Source organism: Chitinophaga sp. NPDC101104 (assembly GCF_050277495.1).
Lineage (GTDB): Bacteria > Bacteroidota > Bacteroidia > Chitinophagales > Chitinophagaceae > Chitinophaga.
This window is the reverse complement of record NZ_JBNNSF010000004.1, coordinates 159,739-179,264: the sequence shown is the minus strand read 5'-3', so window position 1 is coordinate 179,264 and position 19,526 is coordinate 159,739. Positions and strand designations below refer to the sequence as shown.

At 55.0% G+C, this 19,526-nt stretch carries 14 protein-coding genes; 8 read left to right on the top strand and 6 right to left on the bottom strand.

The window, feature by feature from the left end; translation table 11 throughout:
- Positions 1–70 precede the first annotated feature (70 nt).
- Both ACQKLP_RS24520 and ACQKLP_RS24515 read left to right on the top strand, forming a co-directional pair.
- The gene (locus tag ACQKLP_RS24520) at positions 71–2,917 is read left to right on the top strand and encodes a SusC/RagA family TonB-linked outer membrane protein (RefSeq protein ID WP_427325711.1); all 2,847 of its coding nucleotides are present in this window, start codon (positions 71–73) and stop codon (positions 2,915–2,917) included.
- A gap of 12 nt (positions 2,918–2,929) precedes the next feature.
- On the top strand, positions 2,930–4,324 hold the full coding sequence (locus tag ACQKLP_RS24515; RefSeq protein WP_427325709.1) for a RagB/SusD family nutrient uptake outer membrane protein: 1,395 nt from the start codon (positions 2,930–2,932) through the stop codon (positions 4,322–4,324).
- 122 nt (positions 4,325–4,446) lie between these two features.
- Here ACQKLP_RS24515 and ACQKLP_RS24510 read toward each other — a convergent pair whose 3' ends face one another.
- Together ACQKLP_RS24510 and gatB are read right to left on the bottom strand one after the other, a co-directional pair.
- Positions 4,447–5,595 (bottom strand): redoxin domain-containing protein, encoded by a 1,149-nt coding sequence (locus ACQKLP_RS24510; protein WP_427325707.1) that lies wholly within the window; start codon positions 5,593–5,595, stop codon positions 4,447–4,449.
- 213 nt (positions 5,596–5,808) lie between these two features.
- On the bottom strand, positions 5,809–7,266 hold the full coding sequence (gene gatB, locus ACQKLP_RS24505; protein ID WP_427325706.1) for an Asp-tRNA(Asn)/Glu-tRNA(Gln) amidotransferase subunit GatB: 1,458 nt from the start codon (positions 7,264–7,266) through the stop codon (positions 5,809–5,811).
- 92 nt (positions 7,267–7,358) lie between these two features.
- On the opposite strand from gatB, the gene ACQKLP_RS24500 reads away from it, so the two are divergent.
- A complete protein-coding gene (locus ACQKLP_RS24500; RefSeq protein WP_427325705.1) occupies positions 7,359–8,732 on the top strand; it encodes an aldehyde dehydrogenase in 1,374 nt (457 codons plus the stop codon).
- Between the two features lie 483 nt (positions 8,733–9,215).
- Entirely contained in the window at positions 9,216–9,617 is a 402-nt protein-coding gene (locus ACQKLP_RS24495) for a hypothetical protein (RefSeq protein WP_427325704.1), read from the top strand.
- An 82-nt stretch (positions 9,618–9,699) separates the two neighbouring features.
- Here the strand turns inward: ACQKLP_RS24495 and ACQKLP_RS24490 are convergent, their stop codons facing one another.
- Together ACQKLP_RS24490 and alaS are read right to left on the bottom strand one after the other, a co-directional pair.
- The gene (locus ACQKLP_RS24490; RefSeq protein ID WP_427325702.1) at positions 9,700–10,668 is read right to left on the bottom strand and encodes a PDZ domain-containing protein; all 969 of its coding nucleotides are present in this window, start codon (positions 10,666–10,668) and stop codon (positions 9,700–9,702) included.
- A gap of 122 nt (positions 10,669–10,790) precedes the next feature.
- Entirely contained in the window at positions 10,791–13,415 is a 2,625-nt protein-coding gene (gene alaS / locus ACQKLP_RS24485) for an alanine--tRNA ligase (protein WP_427325701.1), read from the bottom strand.
- A 328-nt stretch (positions 13,416–13,743) separates the two neighbouring features.
- Between alaS and ACQKLP_RS24480 the strand changes: the two genes are divergently transcribed.
- From ACQKLP_RS24480 to ACQKLP_RS24470, 3 genes are all read left to right on the top strand, one after another.
- Positions 13,744–14,715, top strand: a complete 972-nt coding sequence (locus ACQKLP_RS24480) for a M23 family metallopeptidase (RefSeq protein WP_341841863.1) — start codon at positions 13,744–13,746, stop codon at positions 14,713–14,715.
- A 95-nt stretch (positions 14,716–14,810) separates the two neighbouring features.
- Positions 14,811–15,344 carry a MerR family transcriptional regulator gene (locus ACQKLP_RS24475; RefSeq protein WP_240646558.1) on the top strand — a complete coding sequence of 178 codons (534 nt, stop codon included), beginning with the start codon at positions 14,811–14,813 and terminating at the stop codon, positions 15,342–15,344.
- A 13-nt stretch (positions 15,345–15,357) separates the two neighbouring features.
- Complete coding sequence (locus ACQKLP_RS24470; protein ID WP_427325700.1) at positions 15,358–15,846, top strand: hypothetical protein; 489 nt, start codon at positions 15,358–15,360, stop codon at positions 15,844–15,846.
- A 77-nt stretch (positions 15,847–15,923) separates the two neighbouring features.
- On the opposite strand, the gene ACQKLP_RS24465 is transcribed toward ACQKLP_RS24470, so the two are convergent.
- Positions 15,924–17,012: a mechanosensitive ion channel family protein gene (locus ACQKLP_RS24465; RefSeq protein ID WP_427325699.1), complete on the bottom strand. Its 1,089-nt coding sequence runs from the start codon at positions 17,010–17,012 to the stop codon at positions 15,924–15,926.
- Between the two features lie 12 nt (positions 17,013–17,024).
- On the bottom strand, positions 17,025–18,191 hold the full coding sequence (locus ACQKLP_RS24460; protein WP_427325698.1) for an amidohydrolase family protein: 1,167 nt from the start codon (positions 18,189–18,191) through the stop codon (positions 17,025–17,027).
- A 168-nt stretch (positions 18,192–18,359) separates the two neighbouring features.
- Here ACQKLP_RS24460 and prfA point away from each other — a divergent pair, with 168 nt between their 5' ends.
- A complete protein-coding gene (gene prfA, locus ACQKLP_RS24455; RefSeq protein WP_427325697.1) occupies positions 18,360–19,436 on the top strand; it encodes a peptide chain release factor 1 in 1,077 nt (358 codons plus the stop codon).
- Positions 19,437–19,526 lie beyond the last annotated feature (90 nt).

Sequence of the window (19,526 nt, the reverse complement as noted above, 5' to 3'; positions counted from 1 at the left end):
TCTGTTGAAATTCAGTATCTTGTGGTTCATTCTGTTACACCTTCGGGGCATTAGACAAAAACGCAATCACATGAACAAAACGCTACCGCTATGGCTATTGACCGCCATCAGCATTCCCGGCGTTGCACAGACACCAGGTAGTAGACCAGATTCTGTTATCCCTTCGAAACGGCTTCTGGACGAAGTCGTTATTTCGGGCTATAACACCGCCACCCGCAAGCAATACACGGGAGCGGCCACCATCGTAGCGGGAGACAAATTCCGTATGGCGCCCACCGCATCTTTCGACCAGATGCTGCAGGGCCGTGTACCTGGCCTTTACGTGGCTACGGGAAGCGGCCAGCCCGGCGCCGCCGCGCGCATGGTGATCAGGGGCACCGGTACCAATAACGACATTAACAACTTCCGCGCCTCCGCACCGCTCTATATCGTAGACGGAATTGCGGTAGAAAGTGGTGATTTCATGGGTTTGAACCCCGCCGATTTCGAATCCGTCAGTATACTCAAAGATGCCAACGCAACGGCGCTCTATGGTTCCCGCGGCGCCAACGGCGTGGTGATCGTCACCACCCGGCGCGGGCAGCAGGGCGATGTCCGTTTTACCTTCAACACCCGCCACGGTATTTCCCAGCTATCCCGCCGCCATTTCGATATGATGAATACGAAAGAAAGGCTACAGTTCGAGGAAGAAGTGGGCAAGGAGAACGGCCGCACTATCGGCGCAGGATGGATATTTTCCATGAACAACCCCGCCAACGCCAATCTTCCCGCCGATGTGAAAGCCCGCTACCAGGGCATTCTCGACAGTCTTGGCAACATCCAGGCCGATTGGATGGATTACCTCACGCGCGACGCAGCGCCTTTCCACGAATACGAACTTTCCGCCAGCGGCGGTTCTGATAAAGTGCGGTTCTACTCCTCCGCCAGTTATCTGTCCCAACAAGGCATCGCCTACCGCTCCGGCCTCGACCGGTATACCTTCCGCACCAACGTAGACGCCACCGGCAAAAAGCTGCGCCTCTCCGTGAATACGGCCATCGGCTACACCGGCAGCGACCTGATCGAAGATGAAGCCACGCAAGCCGTCGGCAATCCCTTCGCCTCCATTTACTACGCACTGCCGTACGAGCAGCCCTACATTAACGGCGTGCTCGTGCATAGCGGAAATAAAGCCAGTTTCGGCGGCGTGTACGACACCCGTGAAGGCTCGGACGCCATCGAGCGGATGCAGACCACCACCAACCGCCTGAACCAGCTGAAAGGGCTCCTTAGCTCATCGCTGCGGTACCAGGTGAACGACTGGCTGTACGCTACCTTCAATATGGGGATGGATTTCCGCGAAAACAACGAGATCCGCAGTGCGGCACCTGGCTCCGTGGCCAGTAAATCGGCGCCCGGCGGACAAGGATATCATGAAGAAAAAGTCAATCGTTTCTTCCAGTTCACTTCTTCCGCGGGCGTTACGTACGACAAGCTGCTGGCCGAACGCCACCGGCTCGTAGTAGCAGGGTTTTATGAATTCAACCGGTTGAAGTACCAGAGCTTGCAGGCGAAAGGTTTCGGTTTGACGCCAGGCCTCGGCGGCACGCTTTCCGGTACCACGCCGGGTTCCGCCGTGAACGGGTTCATCCCGCAAGTGGGCGGAGAGCGGACGGGAATGGCGCTGGCATCGTGGGTAGGGCTCGTGCGCTACCTGCTCGACGAGCGCTTCAGCCTCAACTTCAGTTACCGGTACGACGGCTCGTCGACCCTTCCGAAAAAGAACCGCTGGCAGCCGTTTTACTCCATCGGCGCGGGGTACGATCTTCCCTGGCTGGAAAACGTAGCGTGGATCAATACCCTGCGCGTTCGCGCCAGCTACGGCACGTCGGCAGCGCCGCCGAACCAGTATTTCGCCTATGCAGCGGGGTACGGGGCAACGCGGTACGACGGTCAGCCGGCCATCGCGCCGGTCGCCATCGGCAATCCCGATTACGAATGGGAGAAAACGCACATGACCAACCTCGGCCTCGATCTCGCATTCTTCGACCATCGCCTGCGCCTCGTGGCGGATTGGTATAACCGCGAAACGAAAGGGTTTTTCCTGAGCGAACAGCTGTCGATGACGAGCGGTTTCAATTCCCGGAACATCAATGCCGGCAATGTGCGCAACCGCGGCGTGGAGCTGGATTTGAATGGGGACATCATCCGGAAGAAAGACCTGACCTGGTCGGCCGGCGTTAACTTCACGTATAACCGCAACCTGGTGACGAGCCTCGGCAACGCCAACCAATACCAGGTGAGCACGTTCCTCATCAAGGAAGGATTGCCCGTCAATTCCCACTACATCGTAAAATATGCGGGCGTTGATCCCCAAACCGGTGAAGACCTGTATTACGACCGCAACGGCAATATCAATCCGAATTATAGTTTTAACGCCAGCGTGGCCGAATTCGGCGCTAACGACCCTACCATCTACGGTGGCTTCAACACCGGCGTTCGCTGGAAAAACTGGTCGGCCGATGTGCTGTTTTCGTACGTGACGGACATTTCCCGGTACAACGCGATGGACTGGTATACGCTGAACGACAATTCAAATGTGTACAGCAACCAGTCGCGCCGCTGGCTCAACCGCTGGCGCAAGGCCGGCGATGTAGCAGAAGAAGCAGCCTTCGGCAGCGTGCGGACGTTCTCGTCCCGCCACATCCAGGACGCATCGTTCCTGCGTTTGCGCACCGCGCAGATCACTTACAACCTGCCGGAAAGCCTGCTGGCGCGCACGCAGGTGATCAAGGGCGTGACGGTGTACCTGCAGGGCCAGAACCTGCTGACGTTCACTAAATGGAACGGTTTCGATCCGGAAGATTACAATGCCAACGCGTTTTTTGAATATCCCGCTCCGCGCACGATGGTGGCGGGCGTTCGTGTCCAGTTCTAAAATCAATCAGGAATGAAATCAATGTTTAAATATAGTTTGATAGCGGTGTGGATGATGGCGGCTTCCTGCCTGGGAGACCTCGACGTCAAGCCCACCAACATCAAAGACCAGACGGTAGCGTTCAACTCGGTAGACGATGTGAATGCGGGCGTATTGGGAGCGTATGCTTCGCTCAACGGTCAGTCCATCAAAATCAGCTCGCTGATCGCGGATGAAAATATGATGCCGCTGGAAAACACCACGAATGCCGGCGCAATGGTGTTCAGGTGGCAGCACAACGAATCTACGCCCGACGTGCTGCCCGTTTGGCAAAGCAACTATCAGGCCATCGACCGGGCGAACCGGATCCTTGCCGTGATCGACGGCGTGCATGCCGAAGCGCATGAATTGGAGCGGAGAAACCAGTTGAAAGGGGAGCTGCTGGCATTGCGGGCATATTGCCACCTGGAACTGCTGCGCAATTATGCGGTGTCTTACGATGGGAACGATGACGGTGTTCCCGTGATGACGACCTCCCAGGTTTCGCAACCCGGCCGGAGCAAGGTGAGCGCGGTTTTCGCGCAGATCCGCAAAGACCTCGGCGACGCGAAGCTGCTCATCCCCGCCAGCTGGACAAGTGCCACGCGCATTACCCGGCTGGCCGTATTCGCCATTGAAGCGCGTACCGCGCTGTACCAGCAGGATTGGGCGGCCGCCATCGCCGCTGCGGATGAAGTGATCGATGCGGTGCCATTGGCTACGGAGCAGCAATTCCCCGGCATCTGGACCGACCAGGCTACGCATGAAGTGATCTGGAAACTGAAAAGGGAACCTTCGGACGAGCGTTTCGGCGCGTTCTACCGTACGAGCGCAGGCATGGTGCTCTATGCGCCGTCATTCAAACTGCTGGCGGCTTTCGATGCTGCGCACGACGTCCGCTTCCGCAGTTGGATCGCCGATCTCGATGCCGCGCCGGCCAGCACCCGCTGGACGGTCACGAAATATACCGGCAATTCCGCCAACCTGAACCTGACCGACATCAAGCTGTTCCGTGTTTCGGAAATGTATCTCATCCGGGCGGAAGCGCAGGCGCGCAAAACCGGCGCCAACATCGCCGCAGCCAATACCGACCTGGAAACGCTGCGCACCCGCAGGATCGATAACTACGTGCATTCCAGCTACGGGACCGCCGCGCAGGTAATCTCCGCCGTTGAAGCCGAACGTTTCCGCGAGCTGGCTTTCGAAGGGCACCGGTATTATGACCTCCGCCGCTGGAAGAAAGATATCGTAAGGCTGCCGCAGGACATCGTCAGCGTTGGCGGGAATGTGCTGACGTTGCCGGTTACGAAAAAACAGTATTTCATGCCTATCCCGTTCCAGGAGATGCAGGCGAACCGGAATCTCGGGCAGCATCCGCTGTATCAATAGGCATATCGCAACATCTATACCTGCAAAAGCCCGGAAGCCGCCGCTTCCGGGCTTTTTAATGCCGGGCATAAAAAAAGGAGCCTCCGCGCGGAGGCTCCTTTCTGTTTACAGCCGGATGGCAATTATTTCAACACTTCAGCCAGTTTCTTTTCCAGTTGGCTACCGCGCAGGTTGGCAGCGATGATCTTGCCGGTGGGGTCTACAAGGATGTTGGTCGGGATGGCGTTGATGCCGTACAGCGGCACTACGGAAGATTCCCAGAATTTGAGGTCGCTCACGTGCGTCCAGGCGAGCTGGTCGTCGGAGATGGCCTTCATCCAGGCGCCTTTTTCCTTGTCGAGCGATACGCCGAGGATGGTGAAGTTTTTGTTTTTATACTGATTGAAAGCCGCTACCACGTTGGGGTTTTCCTGGCGGCAGGGGCCGCACCAGCTGGCCCAGAAATCGACCAGTACGAATTTCCCTTTGAAGGAGCTGAGTTTGATCTGTTTGCCTGCGGGATCGGGAAGCACGAAGTCGGGCGCTACTTGTCCTACCATGGCAGCCGGGCCTTCTTTGGCTTCTTCGGCGCCGCCTTTTTCGAGGGTTTCGAGGCCGGCGAGGGTGTTTTTCACGAAGCTGTTTTCAGGGAATCGTTTGGCGATGTCCTGGAAATCTTTTTTATGGGCAACGCGGTCGGCGGCGTCTTCAAAACCGGCCAGTTCCATGGCGAAAACCGCGGGAACGGGGTTTTTGGAAGCGCGGGCGGCGGCGAGGAAATGTTCCCGGAAGTTTTTGGTTTCCTGGTCCATGGCGGCGCGGCGCGCGCTGAGGACGCTATCGGGCGTTTTGGCGATGCGCATGCTGTCTACCGCCTGCATTTCCTTGCTCAGCGTCTGCGATTTCTCGCTATAATATTTCAGCAACTGCTGGATCTCGGTGGTGGCTTCGGAGCCTTTTACCTGGATTTTTTCCAGTTCGTTATAATCGCCGGTGATGCTCATATCGCCCGCATCGAGGGCGAGGAAGATGTATTTTCCGCTTTCGAACCGGATGGCGTAGAGGCCTTGTTCGGGCACCATGCCTTCGAGGGTGATCTTTCCGGACGCGTCTTTAACGGCCGCCGTATCCACGATTTTGGTGGAGTTTTCCATCACTTCTTCGAGGTACACCTTTTCCAGGGGGGTGTTCGCCAGTTGCACATCGATCTTGAACGCACCTTTCTCCGGGTGACTGTTACAGCTTGCCAGCAAGGCGGCCGCTCCTGTCAGCCAAATCGCAAATTGTTTCATGGGCTTTTCGTTTAGTTGGATTTTCATTCAAAAATAGTCCTAAATCCCCGGAAGGGTCCTCCGGAAATGTTAAAATTATGTAGTCGGTTAATTAAACAAATCACCTGAAATGGTCATTTCCCTGCGGTATCGGCTCCAGCGGGGGGCGTAAGCGCGGAATGGGCCTGTGGCGGCGCTTTTTCGGGAGATGTGATCCGGGATGAGCGGCAGTTGTTAACCGTTGAGGCGCTTGAGCAGCAACTCGTTAGTTAATTTCGGGTCTGCCTTTCCGCCGCTCATTTTCATCACTTCGCCCACGAACATCCCGATCAGGCCTTTCTTCCCGGAGCGGAATTCCGCCACTTTTGCCGGGAATCTGGCCAGCACTTCATCGATGACCGGGAGGATGCTGCCGGCATCGGTTTCCTGGATAAGATTGAGGGCGGTGGCCACTTCCAGCGGTGTTTTGCCGGGTTGTTCGATCATGGCGGGCAGGATGCGGGAGGAAGCGATGGAGAAGTTCACCTTGCCGTCGTGGATCAGCGCGATGAGCGCGGCGAGGGCGGAAGGGGTGAGGGGGAAGTCGGAAATAGCGGCGTTGCGCTCGTTGAGCCACGATTTCACGGGGCCGAGCATCCAGTTGGAGGCGGCCTGTGCGTGGGGCGTTTCGGCCATGAGGGCTTCGAAATACACGGTGGTTTCGCGGTCGTCGCAGATCACGCGGGCATCGTATTCGCGAAGGCCCAGCTGGCTGGTATAACGGGTCACTTTTTCTTCGGGAAGCTCAGGCAGCGAGCGGCGCACCTGGTCGAGGAAGGCTTCCGTCAGGCGGAAAGGCGCCAGGTCCGGCTCCGGGAAATACCGGTAGTCGTTGGCTTCTTCCTTGGAGCGCAGGGAAAACGAGCTGCCGTTGGAAGCGTCGAAGCTGCGGGTTTCCTGGACAATGGAGCCCCCGGTTTCCACGAGCTCGATCTGCCGTTTGATCTCGTTCTCGATTGCGCGCTTCACGTTGCGGATGGAGTTCATGTTCTTCACTTCCACCTTGGTGCCCAGCGTGGTTTCGCCTTTGAGGCGGATGGAAATGTTGGCGTCGCAGCGCATGGAGCCTTCTTCCATGTTGCCGTCGCACACATCGAGCCAGCGAACGAGCCGGCGGAGCTCGGTGAGGTAAGCGTAGGCCTCGTCTGCCGAGCTGAGGTCGGGCTCCGTAACGATCTCCACGAGGGGAACGCCGGCGCGGTTATAGTCGATGAGCGTGTTATGAGGGTCCTGGTCGTGGATGGATTTCCCGGCGTCTTCTTCGAGATGGATGCGGTTGAGCTGGACGTTCCGGGCAGTCCCGTCCACGAAAATCGGCACATAGCCGCCTACGCAGATGGGGGCGGTGTGTTGGCTGATCTGGTATCCTTTCGGGAGATCGGGGTAGAAATAATTCTTCCTGGCGAAGAAGTTTTCCTGCTCGATGCGGCAATGACAGGCAAAGCCGAGCCTGATGGCCAGTTCTACCGCTTTTTTGTTCATGAAGGGCAGGGTGCCGGGGTGGCCCAGTGTAACGGGACTGATATGCGTGTTGGGCTGCCCGCCGAAAGCGGCGGAGTCGCTGGCGAATAATTTGCTGACAGTCAGCAGTTGGGCATGCACTTCCAGGCCTATTACCGCTTCATATTTGTTATAATCGATGCTCGCACTCATAATATTGATATCACTGCTGATTCGCACAAAGATATTCAAACTGTAAAAAAGCAGGGAATTTTCACGAAATTGTATCATCAACGTTCCATCCTATGGCTGCTATCCAAGATATTCACCAGGCCCAGCGCCGCTTTTTCGACTCCGGGGCCACCCGTTCCCTGCAATTCCGAAAATCCGCTCTCAAGCAACTGAAAAAATCCCTCAAACGGCATGAAGAAGCCATCCTGGCGGCACTCCGGGCCGATCTCCGGAAAGCGCCGGTAGAGGCTTTTGGCAGCGAAGTAGGCCTTTTGTACGACGAAATCGATCATACCCTTACCAATCTCCGCCAGTGGATGCGCCCCCAACCGGTCAGTTCCCCGCTCATGCATTACCCTTCATCCAGCACGGTGTACCGCGAGCCGAAAGGACTGACGCTCCTCATCGGCCCCTGGAATTATCCTTTCCAGCTGGTGGTGAATCCGCTCATCGGGGCGGTGGCGGCGGGCAATTGCGCCATCGTGAAGCCCTCCGAGCTGGCGCCCGCCACGGAAGCCGTGGTGGCTAAAGTGATCGCGGACGCGTTTGCGCCGGAACACGTGACCACTGTTTTGGGAGATGGCGCCAAAGTGGTGCCCGAGATCATGGCCTACCGGTTCGATCACGTCTTTTTTACCGGCAGCATCCCCGTGGGCCGGAAAATCCTGGAAATGGCCGCGCCCCATCTCACACCCGTAACGCTGGAGCTGGGCGGTAAAAGCCCCTGCGTGGTAGACGCCGGCGCCGATATAAAAACCGCTGCAAAAAGGATCGTGTGGGGGAAATGCTGGAACGCCGGACAAACATGCATCGCGCCGGATTATGTGCTGGCCGATAAGAAAATATTGCCGCAATTGCTCGAAGCACTGCGCGACGCCGTCACGAAATTTTATGGCGACGATCCCGCCAAAAGCCCCGATTATCCGCGCATCATCAACGAACGACAGTTCGACAGGCTGGCCGGGTACCTGGGCGAAGGTACCGTGTTTTCCGGCGGACAAACCGACCGGTCCGACAAGTACATTGCCCCTACGATCCTGACCGACATACAGCCCGATGCGAAGGTGATGAAAGAAGAGATCTTCGGGCCCATACTGCCGGTGATCCCATACAGCGGCACCGACGAAGCGGTGAAGATCATCGCTGCCAATCCATATCCGCTGTCGCTGTATATTTTCACCAAAAGTTCGCGAACTGCGAAAACGCTTGTGGAGAAAGTGGCATTCGGCGGTGGTTGCATTAACAATACGCTGGTGCATTTCACGAACCTGGAGATGCCGTTCGGCGGGATCGGCCCAAGCGGGATGGGGCGTTACCACGGGAAGTACAGTTTCGAGGAGTTCACGCATGTGAAGGGCGTGATGAAAACGGGTACCTGGCTGGATGTTCCGGTGAAATATCCGCCGTTCGGGAATAAACTGAAAATGCTGAAGATGCTGCAGAAATAAACAGAAAAAATCGTCCAAAAAAGTTTCGCGTTTCGTGAATCGTTATCATTGAATTGATCGGTTTGCGAAACGTTTTTTTATGGTGTAAGTGAAGAAAAATTTTTCGCTTGAAGTGTAATGAAATGAAGAGAAATCGCAACTAACTATTTATGGGGATTTGAGAGAATTGGTTGCAAAATTTTTTATGGGATGATGCCGAAAAAGTTTTGTGTTTCGCAAGTTATTATTATTGGGATGAACATTTTAAAACCTGAAATCTTATGACACCAAATCAAATCTTAAACACCATTTTCGTATTAATGTTTTTGTCACCGGTACTTATCCCATTGATTAAGTACCTGGTTTTTCGGATTTTTCCTCCGAGGAAGTATACAATCATCAGCAAGAAGACCGGGAAAACTGTATCCTTCAATATGAGAGGTGAAAACGACCCGAAGGAAATGATAGAATTCGGAAAAGTATTTTTTGGGCAGGAATAAAATTATGGAAAACACAAACCGTGCGGCCAATGCCACTGGAAGAATCGTCATCACTGCAGACAGTATTGCCGCCGCGGGAGGCGGAATGTTTCTGGCACAAATGGCGCTGAGTTTACCAGATAGTTTCAGCGAAAAGAGCCTTTTGATAGACCTCGTTCCGGTAGTAACGTTAATAATAAAGCAAAGCTGGAATTTTTTGGAATTGGAGGTCGTGTTTGCATTGAGGAATGGTAAAGCCAACTATGCCAGAAATCGCTATCTGAAATTTTTAGATAGCTTACTGGCAGATTCAAGGATCGACGAGGAAACTAAAGAGGATTTGAAGCAAGTAGTTGTGTATTCTCAATTAGCTGCTTTTTTCGTTCTTTATAAACATTGGAAGGAAAATTACCAGCAGAAAGGGTAACGTTCCAATCAATAAAAACGGCCCGGGAAACCCCGGGCCGCCTCTCTTTGCTTTACACTAAACTATATATCTGCCTTACTGTTTACAAATTTTCCGACCGCAGTTTGCGCGGCACTTTTACCGTCAGCGTTTCGGTTTTACCGTTGCGGCGGATGTTGAAAGTGATGCTGGATTTATCTTTCGCTCCGCGATAACCGGCCACCACTTCGCGGGCGTTTTTTACGGCCTGTCCGTCGATGGAAAGGATGACGTCTCCGGTTTTGAACCCGGCTTTTTCGGCGGCGGATTCTTTATCGATGGATTGAACGGTAGCGCCATCGTTTTCTTCACGGTCCTGGACCTGGAGGCCCAATTTGGGTTGGGCGTTGGGGTTGAACAGGTCGTCGAAGCCACGGGGCATCTGGAACACGCGGGGCTCGTCGTCGAGCATGCGCGGATTACGGAAACGGCGGCCACGCATCGTGTCTTCTGCGCTATCCCGCGGTTGTAATTTGGCTTTCGCTTTTTGTTCTTTCTTATCGCGGAGATAGAGAACGGTCACCTCGTCGCCGGGCTGGAGTTTTCCGATGGTTTCGAAAAGGTCCTGGGGCTCTGAGATCTTAACGTCGTTGACTTTCGTGATCACATCCCCGGCTTTGAGCCCTGCTTTGGCCGCGGCGCTGTTTTCCGCTACTTCGGTAACGGTGGCGCCTGCTGCGGTGGATTTTTCGGTGATCACGCCCAGCACTGCCGGACCCGGCCTGATGGCGTCTTCCAGGAGGTTGTCGGGCATCTCCTGGTCGGGGAAATTGCCGTTGCGTGGTATGATGGCGCGGCGTTTGACGGAAAGTTGGTCGCCTTCGTATTCCCGGATGGGTTTGCCATCCACGAACACTTCGCCGTCTTTGATCTCTACGGTTACTTTGGCGTTTTGCGTTTCGCCTTTGCGTTTGATGATGATCTCATCATATTCTCCCAGTTTATGGCCGCGCCCGTCTTGTGCGGATACCGCGGTCGATGCCAGGGTACAAGCGAGGAGTAAGGTACTGCCGGAAAAAAGGAGTTTGCGCATATCAACTGTTTTTTAGTGACAGGGCAAATTTACAGGCCGGGGAGGGTAAAAAAATGTTAAAAAAGCGATGAAGGCGATAAGGGAATGTTAAAATAAAAAAGGCTCCCGGAGGAGCCTTTCTATCAGAGGATACTTTTCACTTTTTCTATGACCGTCGGGAACTGGCTGACGTCTTGTCCGCCGGCATTCGCCATGGAGGGCTGTCCGCCGCCGCCGCCTTTGATGAGGCCGGCAACCTGTTCTTTGATGATCTTCTGCGCGTTGAGGCCTTTGACTTTCACGAGGTCGTCAGAAAGGAGGACGGCCACCTGCGCTTTGCCGCCGACGTTGGCGCAGAGCACTGCCGCGAAGGGGGCGGTCAGCAGGTCTTTCAGGACGTTGGCGTATAGCCTTACCGCATCCGCGCTGGAAGCGTCTACCACGGTGCCGACGAACTGCACGCCGTTCACGGTTTCCGCTTTTTGCGGGAGGCTGGCTGCGGCCTGCTGCACCTGTTTCAGTTCGAGGGCAGCGAGCTGCTTTTCGAGGGCTGATTTTTCGGCAACGAGCGTTTCCACGGCTTTGGCGGGCTCTTTCGGGTTTTTGACCGCCGCTTTGATTTCCTTCAACTGCGCGATCTGTTCATTCACGTATGCTTCCGCTTTGGCGCCGGTTACGGCTTCCACCCTTCTCACGCCGGCTGCAACGGCGCCTTCGGAAAGGAATTTGAAGAGGCCAAGCTCGCCCGTATGGCCAACGTGCGTGCCGCCGCAAAGTTCGAGGGAATAGGCAGGATCGATGGTCACCACGCGCACGGTGTCTCCGTATTTCTCGCCGAAAAGCGCCATGGCGCCCAGTTTCATGGCTTCGTCGCGGGGCATTTCGCGGATGATCACGGGGATGTTTTCCCGGATTTTTTCGTTCACGATCGCTTCGATGGAGGCCAGCTCTTCGTCGGTCACTTTAGCGAAATGGGAGAAGTCGAAGCGGAGATATTCCGCGTTCACCAGCGACCCTTTCTGGGCCACATGCGTACCGAGCACCTGGCGAAGGGCTGCGTGCAATAAGTGGGTGGCGGAGTGGTGACGGGCGATGTCCCGGCGCTTGAGCGCGTCCACTTCAGCTTTTACCGCTGCTTCCGGATGGGCCGGCAACTGGTCGGTGAAATGAACGATAAGGTCGTTTTCCTTTTTGGTATCGGTAACGGCAATGGCTTCGTCCCCGAAGTACAAGGTGCCGGTATCGCCCACCTGGCCGCCGGATTCGGCGTAGAAGGGGGTTTTGTCGAGCACGATCTGGTACTGTTCTTTGCCTTTCGCCGTGATTTGGCGGTATTTCAGCACTTTGGCGTCCGTCGCCAGTTCGGTATAACCCACGAAAATGCCGGTGGGTTGTTCGTCCAGCACGCTCCAATCGCCCGTATCCAGTTTGGTAGCGGCGCGGGAGCGCTCTTTTTGTTGTTTCAATTCCCTTTCAAATCCTTCTTCATCGACTACCAAGCCTTTTTCAGCAGCCAGCAATTTTATTAAGTCTAATGGAAGTCCGTATGTATCAGATAATTCAAAAGCCGCAACGCCATCAATTTTTTTAGTGGTTGTCGTTGTTGTTGTTGTACTGGTGGTTTCGAACCTTTCAAGGCCGTTTCCTAGTGTACGCAAGAAACTGGTTTCTTCCTCAAAAACGACTTTTTTTACAAAATCGAGTTGATTTATTAACTCAGGGAAGACGGTTCGGAACTCTTCTGCCAGTATGGGCACCAGTTCATGTAAAAGCGGTTGCTTTACGTCGAGGAAGGAGAAGTAATAGCGAACGGCCCTGCGCAGGATGCGGCGGATCACATAACCGGCACCCGTATTGGCAGGCAGCTGCCCGTCGGCGATGGTAAAGGATATGGCGCGGATGTGATCGGCGATCACGCGGAAAGCGATGTCGGTTTTTTCGGTCTGGCCGTATTTTTTGCCGCAAAGTTGCTCTGTGGCGCGGATGAGCGGGGTGAAAACATCGGTATCGTAATTGGACTGTTTGCCCTGGATCACGCGCACCAGCCGCTCGAAGCCCATGCCGGTGTCTACGTGCTGGGCGGGGAGGGGCACGAGGGAACGGTCTTTCATGCGGTTGAACTGCATAAATACGTTATTCCAGATCTCGATCACCTGCGGATGGTCGTTGTTCACGAGGTCTTTCCCGGGTACGGCGGCCCTTTCGGCGTCTGTCCGGCAATCCACATGGATTTCGGTGCAGGGGCCGCAGGGGCCTGTTTCGCCCATCTCCCAGAAATTATCCTTTTTATTACCCAGCAGGATGCGGTCTTCCGCGATGTGGCGCTTCCAGAAATCGAAAGCTTCGGAGTCCATAGGCAGGTTTTCTGCTTCGCTGCCTTCGAAAACGGTAACGTACAGGCGGTCTTTCGGGAGTTTGTACACTTCCGTCAGCAATTCCCAGCTCCAGGCGATGGCTTCTTCCTTGAAATAATCCCCGAAGCTCCAGTTCCCCAGCATCTCGAACATGGTATGGTGATAGGTGTCTATCCCCACTTCTTCCAGGTCGTTATGCTTGCCGCTCACGCGGAGGCACTTCTGGGTGTCGGCCACACGCGTCCACTGCGGCTGCTTGTTTCCAAGAAAAATGTCTTTGAACTGGTTCATCCCCGCGTTGGTGAACATCAGCGTGGGGTCGTTTTTCAGTACGATCGGTGCGGAAGGGACGATGTGGTGCCCCTTGGACACGAAAAAATCCAGGAACTGTTGCCTGATCTGGGCTGCGGTCATAAAATATTAGTCGGTATTAATATCTAATTTTAGTATTATAATTGCATCCGTCCTGAAATTGGCGTTATTTTGTGATTGTCGCAAATAGGCCCGCCGAGAAAATTGAGATGCAAAAGGTTGACGTTTTAGCCTAATTCTCTTAGGTTTGCGGACCCCGGTTACAACCGTTCAATTTTTTAGCGCAAGGTGGAATGCGGTGCAAAAATATCGAAATAATCATAACTAGCTAACCGCCATTTTCCGGGGCCAATCCGCCCGGGAACCGGGTTTATAATAAATTTTAACGGGGGGCGTGCTATCGTACGCTGCTATCAACCGCTAATGGTTCATGAAGAAAGTCAAATATTTTTATAATACTCAAACGCTTAAATACGAAAAGCTCGTAGTCTCCGTCAAGGTAAAAGTCCTCCGGATCCTCGGCTTCCTGTCTGCCGCCATCGTCACCGGCATGCTCTTCCTCACTGTCTCTTACCGGTTCCTCGATTCCCCCAAGGAAACGATGCTCCGCCGCGACCTCGATAATATGCAGGAGGAATATAACACCCTGCAAGACCAGGTAAAGGAACTGAAAGGTCAGCTGGGCGAGCTCCAGCACCGCGACAACGAGATTTACCGCGTCATCTTCGAAGCCGCTCCCATCCCGGATAGCGTTCGGGCGGGGCAAGACGAGAAATCCAAAGAAAACCTCGCCCTGTCCACCAAACCCGAAAGCGAGATCATCGCCGCTACCAAAAAAATGCTCGCGGAAATCGGGAACCGCGTCCAGCTCCAGGAAAAATCCTACCTCCAGATCGAAGATCTTATCAAGAACAAACAAAAGATGCTCGCCTCCATCCCGGCCATCCAGCCCGTGGCCAACAAAGACCTCGACAGGATCGCGTCCGGGTTCGGCTATCGCATCGACCCTATCTATAAAACCGTAAAATTCCACTCCGGCCTCGATTTCACCGCTCCCTCCGGCACACCCATTTACGCCACGGGCGATGGTACCATCGAAGAATCCAGCCTCAGCGACGTTGGCTACGGCAACCACGTGGTGGTGAACCACGGCTATGGCTATAAATCGCTCTACGGCCACATGGTGCGCATCAAGGCCAAGCGCGGCCAGGCCGTGAAACGGGGCGACATCCTCGGGTGGGTGGGCAGCACCGGTAAATCCACCGGTCCGCACTGCCATTACGAAGTGATGAAAAACGGGGTGAAAGTAGACCCTGTGTACTTCTTTTATAATGATCTTACTCCCGAGCAATTCGACCGTATGTTGAAGATCGCCCGGTCCGGCAACCAGTCTTTCGATTAATGGAATGATTATTGAAGGAAATGGCGGTTCAGTTCATGGGATGGATTCCGTAATATTGTATCCGTAATCTTTTTCATTATCAATTAGTTTCGGTTATGATGCAGCAACTGGACTTATTCGGCCTCCCGACGCCGCCCCCGACCGCAAAGCAACCTGTGCCCGGCGTTCCCGGGGAGGAAAACGGCGCCCCTCCGGCCCCGGACGCCCCGCTTGCCGCAGGTGAAACGCCGGTAAAGGGCAAAAAAAGGGGCCGGAAAAGTCTTAAAGAGCTGTCTGGCGATCCGCACGTGATCCAGGAACTGGAAAAATTAACGCTCGACAAACAGTACTATTCCATCAGCGAAGTTGCCGGCATGTTCCGCGTCAATACTTCCCTGATCCGCTACTGGGAAAATGAGTTCGATATCCTCCAACCCAAAAAGAACCGGAAGGGCGACCGCCTTTTCCGCCAGGAAGATATCCAGCACCTCAAACTCATCTATCACCTGCTGCGCGAAAGAAAGTACACCATCGAAGGCGCCAAACAGAAACTCCGGGAAGACAAGCGCATCGCCTCCCGCAATTTCGAAATGGTAAAATCCCTCGAGAAAGTCAGAACGTTCCTGACGGAGTTAAAAGATCAATTATAAAACATAGGACATTATGCGTTTACACACAGTATTACTGGGATGCGGATTGTTGCTGTCTTCCGTGACCATGGGCCAGAGCCAGCCGCTCAAAGGCAAATTCGATATGAAACAGCTCCTTTCCGACTCCTCCTACGCCTGGTTCCATAACGGTGTCAACCGCTATAACGCCAACACGACCATGGTCAACTATATCAAGACCAATAAAGATAAAATTCAGCTGGTGGCTCTGGTAAACCCGGCAGACGAGGCCAGCCGCACGCTCCTCCCCGAATTCTATAAAGTAATGATCCTCTCCAGCGTGCCCGAAGAATCCATCCACATGTATGCCGTGGATAATTCCGGGAACAGCGGAGACACGAAGGCCGACAGCTACAAAGTGAAAAAATATCCCACCATCATCGTGGTGCGCGACGGGAAAGAGGAAGGCCGCATCAGCGGCGCCGCTTCTTCTACCGTGGAAGACGATTTGGCCAAGATCATCATGAAGATGAACGCGAAATAATTATCGTTATATACAGCGAAAAAAAATCCCCTCGGGCATGGCCGGAGGGGATTTTTTTGTTTTGCAGGGAAGCCGCTTTACGCGCTTTCCTTCATGGCCAGGCGCGCGCCATGCTTTTCCAGGATGCGCAACGCTTCCAGGTTCACGCGCTCGCGCAGCTCCAGGTACGGCGTGCCGTCGAGGATATTGGTCATGTAAATGAGTTGCAGGAGGATGGAATCTTTGCCGAAATCGTGTAGGTTCACATTGAAACCAGGCTCCACGTCGGGCTGCGCCTTCAGGAAAGCCTGGAGGTCTTTCACCACGGCCAGCACGGCGGCAGGAGGCGTATCGCCGGCGAGCTCCAGCTTCATGGCCACGCGCTGCTGCGTGCGCAGCGACAGGTTGTCGAGCACGCTGTCTACCATCTTTTTATTCGGAACGGTCACGAAAGTCTTTTCCAGCGTGCGGATACGGGTGCTGCGCAATCCGATCTTTTCCACCGTTCCCTGGAAATTGTCGACCTTAACGCTGTCGCCCACACGGAATGGCTTGTCCGAGAAGATGATGAACGAGCCGATGAGGTTCTCGATACTTTCCTTGGCGGCGAGGGCGAGAGCTGCAGCACCGATGCCAAGGCCCGCCACCAGCTTGTCTACCAGCTCTTTCCCGAAAAGTATGTTGATGAGGATCATCGCCCCGATAATGTAAACGATCGCTTTGAAGAAATCGCGGAAGAAGATGACGAACTGGTCGTCGGTTTTATCGTGCGTAAGTCCGGCTTTCTTTTCTAGGATGAGCGCGAAGAAGTCGATGAGGCGCAGCAGGATCATGATGAACGTCATGCTCAGCACGATTTTCAGCACGAGCGCCAGGAGCATTTTCAGCGTGAAAGGTTCGGCGCGGTTGAACACGACGACGTTCAGCGCTTCGGGGAACACGAGGTGGTTACTGGCCATGATCACGGCCACCATCACCAGGAAATATTCGATCGGCTTGAGCAGCAGCTCCACGAATTCTTTTTGCCCGATCGCGGGAGACCAGTGGCGGATGAGCTTGTACAATCCGGCGGCGAGGCTTTTGGACAAATATCGCCGGATGAGGACAACGAAAAGGATGATGCCCGCAACGATGAGATAGTTGCGGACGGAGTTTTCGAAAAACTGTTGGTTCAGGAATTCATTCATAGCGGTGCAAATCTACGCAAATAGCGATTTCAGGTCGAGGATGCGGGAGGTATTTCCGGTGATCTGGACAACGCCCGGTGTTTTTCCTTTTTCGAAGCTGCCGAGCCGGTCGGCGATCCCCAGGGCCATCGCGCCATTGAGGGTAGCCCATTGCAGCATGGTTTCCAGCGGGATGTGCGGGAATTTTTTGCGGAGGGTTTCGATTTCGCGCCAGATGGAAAGCTGGTGGTTGGATGCGAGACTGTCTGTCCCCAGCGTAATATTGACGCCGGGTGTTTCCAGGAGCATGTCCACATCCGGCAGCATGCCTTCGATGTACAGGTTGGCGTTGGGACAGATGCACCAGTAGGTTTCGCCTTCCCGCGCCAGCGCGGCTTCCACGTCTTGCCGGGTGGTGAAGGTATTATGGACGAGGAGCATCGTTTGCCCCTGGTCGAAATACGGGATATAGGCGGGCAGGCTGTTTGACCCGGTTCCCCCGATGGAGGAAGCGTCCATATTGAAATGACGGTAAAATTGCAGGAATGGGCCGGTTTTGTGACGGAATAATTCGTTTTCGGCGGCGGATTCCTGGTTGTGGATGCTGATGGTGCCGTTGCTTTTGAGCCCGTTGATGAGGCGGAACAGGGTGGGCGACACGGAATAGGGTGCATGGGGGACGAGGGCCGCGGGCAGTTGCGCCTGGCGGAACTGGGCCAGTACGGCCATGGAGTGTTCCAGGCGCTGGGGGGCGAACGCGTCGGCAACGCCCATGCATTCCACGAAAGTATGCCACTCGGTCTGGTGGGCCGTCCGCCGTTTGACGGGCACGGTGGCGGCGGTGTTGGCGATGTCTCCCACGGCTACGGTCCCTTCCTGGCGCATGGCCTCGGCGGCGGCGTCTATGGCGGAATGGAGGACGTCGGCGGCGGGAGGGGTGCGGTTTTCCATGACGGCGGTGAGGAAAGCGGGGAGACCGGTGCCCTCGGGCACGGAACCTTTCATGTGCGACAGTTCAAGATGACAATGGGTGTTAATGAACCCCGGGCAAAGTATCCCATCCACTTTCACGAAATCTTCCCCCACCCAGGAACGCGGAACGAGCGCCGAAACGGTGGCGTGCTCGTCCAGCACCAGCGCCCGGTCGGGGCCATGAAACTTTCTCCCGTCGAATATATCATCTGCTGTAATCTTGATCATAAGGGTGAATTTAGGGAATGTTGGCCGGAAGCATCGCCTTCCGGCGCTTAAAATAACCGGCAAAAACGTAATTTTGCAACCCGAACCGGCAAGGCAGGCAGGGACCAGCGGCGTAATAACGCTGGATCAAGCCCCAAATTGCTGAATTTTAATCCGGATAACCGATTTATGATAGATAAACTGGAAGCCATCAAAGGCCGATACGAACAAGTTTCCATGGCGCTTACCAACCCCGAGGTAGTGAGCGATAACAAACAATTCAGCAAGCTGAGCAAGGAATACCGCCAGCTGGAAAAGATCGTAAAGGCCTACGACGCTTATCGCAAGCTCCTGGAAGCCATCGCCTTCAACCGCGAAGTGCTCGAAAGCGGCGACGAGGAAATGCGCGAGCTGGCCAAGGAAGAAACCGAAGGCCTGGCGGAACAGAAAGACCAGATGGAGGCCGATATCCGGAACCTCCTCATCCCGAAAGACCCGCAAGACGAGAAAAACGCCATCCTCGAGATCCGCGGCGGCACCGGGGGCGACGAAGCCGCCCTTTTCGCCGGCGACCTCCTGCGCATGTACCTCCGTTACTGCGAGAACAAAGGCTGGAAAACGTCTATCATGAACGAAAACGCCGGCGGCGCCGGCGGCTACAAGGAAGTAGTGGTCGAAGTTTCCGGTGATGATGTATACGGGACCCTCAAATTCGAATCCGGCGTCCACCGCGTACAGCGCGTGCCCGCTACCGAGGCCTCCGGCCGGGTGCACACCTCCGCCGCTACCGTAGCAGTGCTCCCAGAAGCGGAAGAAGTGGACGTAGACGTTCGCGAAGCCGATATCAAAATGGACACCTTCCGGTCTTCCGGCGCGGGTGGCCAGCACGTAAACAAAACCGAATCGGCCGTGCGCCTCACCCACATCCCCACCGGCGTGGTGGTGGAATGCCAGGAAGGCCGCAGCCAGCACTCCAACCGCGACATCGCCATGCGCATGCTCCGGACCCGTATTTACGAAGCGGCCGTCCGCAAGCACGAAGACGCCATCGCTTCGCAACGTAAATCACTGGTTTCCACGGGCGACCGCTCCGCGAAAATCCGTACGTACAATTATCCCCAGGGCCGCGTGACCGATCACCGGATCGGTATGACCGTCTATAACCTCGACGCTTTCATGAACGGCGAGGTCGATGAAATGATCCAGGCCCTCCAGTTCGCAGAAAACGCAGAGAAAATGAAGACCGGCGACCAGATGGGTGTATAAGCCCGTCGCGTCGCGCTTCCCCCGATAGACAATTCCCTTTTGCAACAATTTGCGGAAGGGAAATGTTATTAATCCTGCGCGTATGCAGAA

Bases quoted from the DNA above. Each gene is read 5' to 3' on its own strand.
- ACQKLP_RS24520 (WP_427325711.1), top strand. From the start codon at position 71: ATGAACAAAACGCTACCGCTATGGCTATTGACCGCCATCAGCATTCCC.
- ACQKLP_RS24495 (WP_427325704.1), top strand. From the start codon at position 9,216: ATGGAAAACACAAACCGTGCGGCCAATGCCACTGGAAGAATCGTCATC.
- ACQKLP_RS24510 (WP_427325707.1), bottom strand. From the start codon at position 5,595: ATGAAACAATTTGCGATTTGGCTGACAGGAGCGGCCGCCTTGCTGGCA.
- ACQKLP_RS24490 (WP_427325702.1), bottom strand. From the start codon at position 10,668: ATGCGCAAACTCCTTTTTTCCGGCAGTACCTTACTCCTCGCTTGTACC.
- ACQKLP_RS24470 (WP_427325700.1), top strand. From the start codon at position 15,358: ATGCGTTTACACACAGTATTACTGGGATGCGGATTGTTGCTGTCTTCC.
- alaS (WP_427325701.1), bottom strand. From the start codon at position 13,415: ATGACCGCAGCCCAGATCAGGCAACAGTTCCTGGATTTTTTCGTGTCC.
- ACQKLP_RS24480 (WP_341841863.1), top strand. From the start codon at position 13,744: ATGAAGAAAGTCAAATATTTTTATAATACTCAAACGCTTAAATACGAA.
- ACQKLP_RS24460 (WP_427325698.1), bottom strand. From the start codon at position 18,191: ATGATCAAGATTACAGCAGATGATATATTCGACGGGAGAAAGTTTCAT.
- ACQKLP_RS24500 (WP_427325705.1), top strand. From the start codon at position 7,359: ATGGCTGCTATCCAAGATATTCACCAGGCCCAGCGCCGCTTTTTCGAC.
- prfA (WP_427325697.1), top strand. From the start codon at position 18,360: ATGATAGATAAACTGGAAGCCATCAAAGGCCGATACGAACAAGTTTCC.
- ACQKLP_RS24475 (WP_240646558.1), top strand. From the start codon at position 14,811: ATGATGCAGCAACTGGACTTATTCGGCCTCCCGACGCCGCCCCCGACC.
- ACQKLP_RS24515 (WP_427325709.1), top strand. From the start codon at position 2,930: ATGAAATCAATGTTTAAATATAGTTTGATAGCGGTGTGGATGATGGCG.
- gatB (WP_427325706.1), bottom strand. From the start codon at position 7,266: ATGAGTGCGAGCATCGATTATAACAAATATGAAGCGGTAATAGGCCTG.
- ACQKLP_RS24465 (WP_427325699.1), bottom strand. From the start codon at position 17,012: ATGAATGAATTCCTGAACCAACAGTTTTTCGAAAACTCCGTCCGCAAC.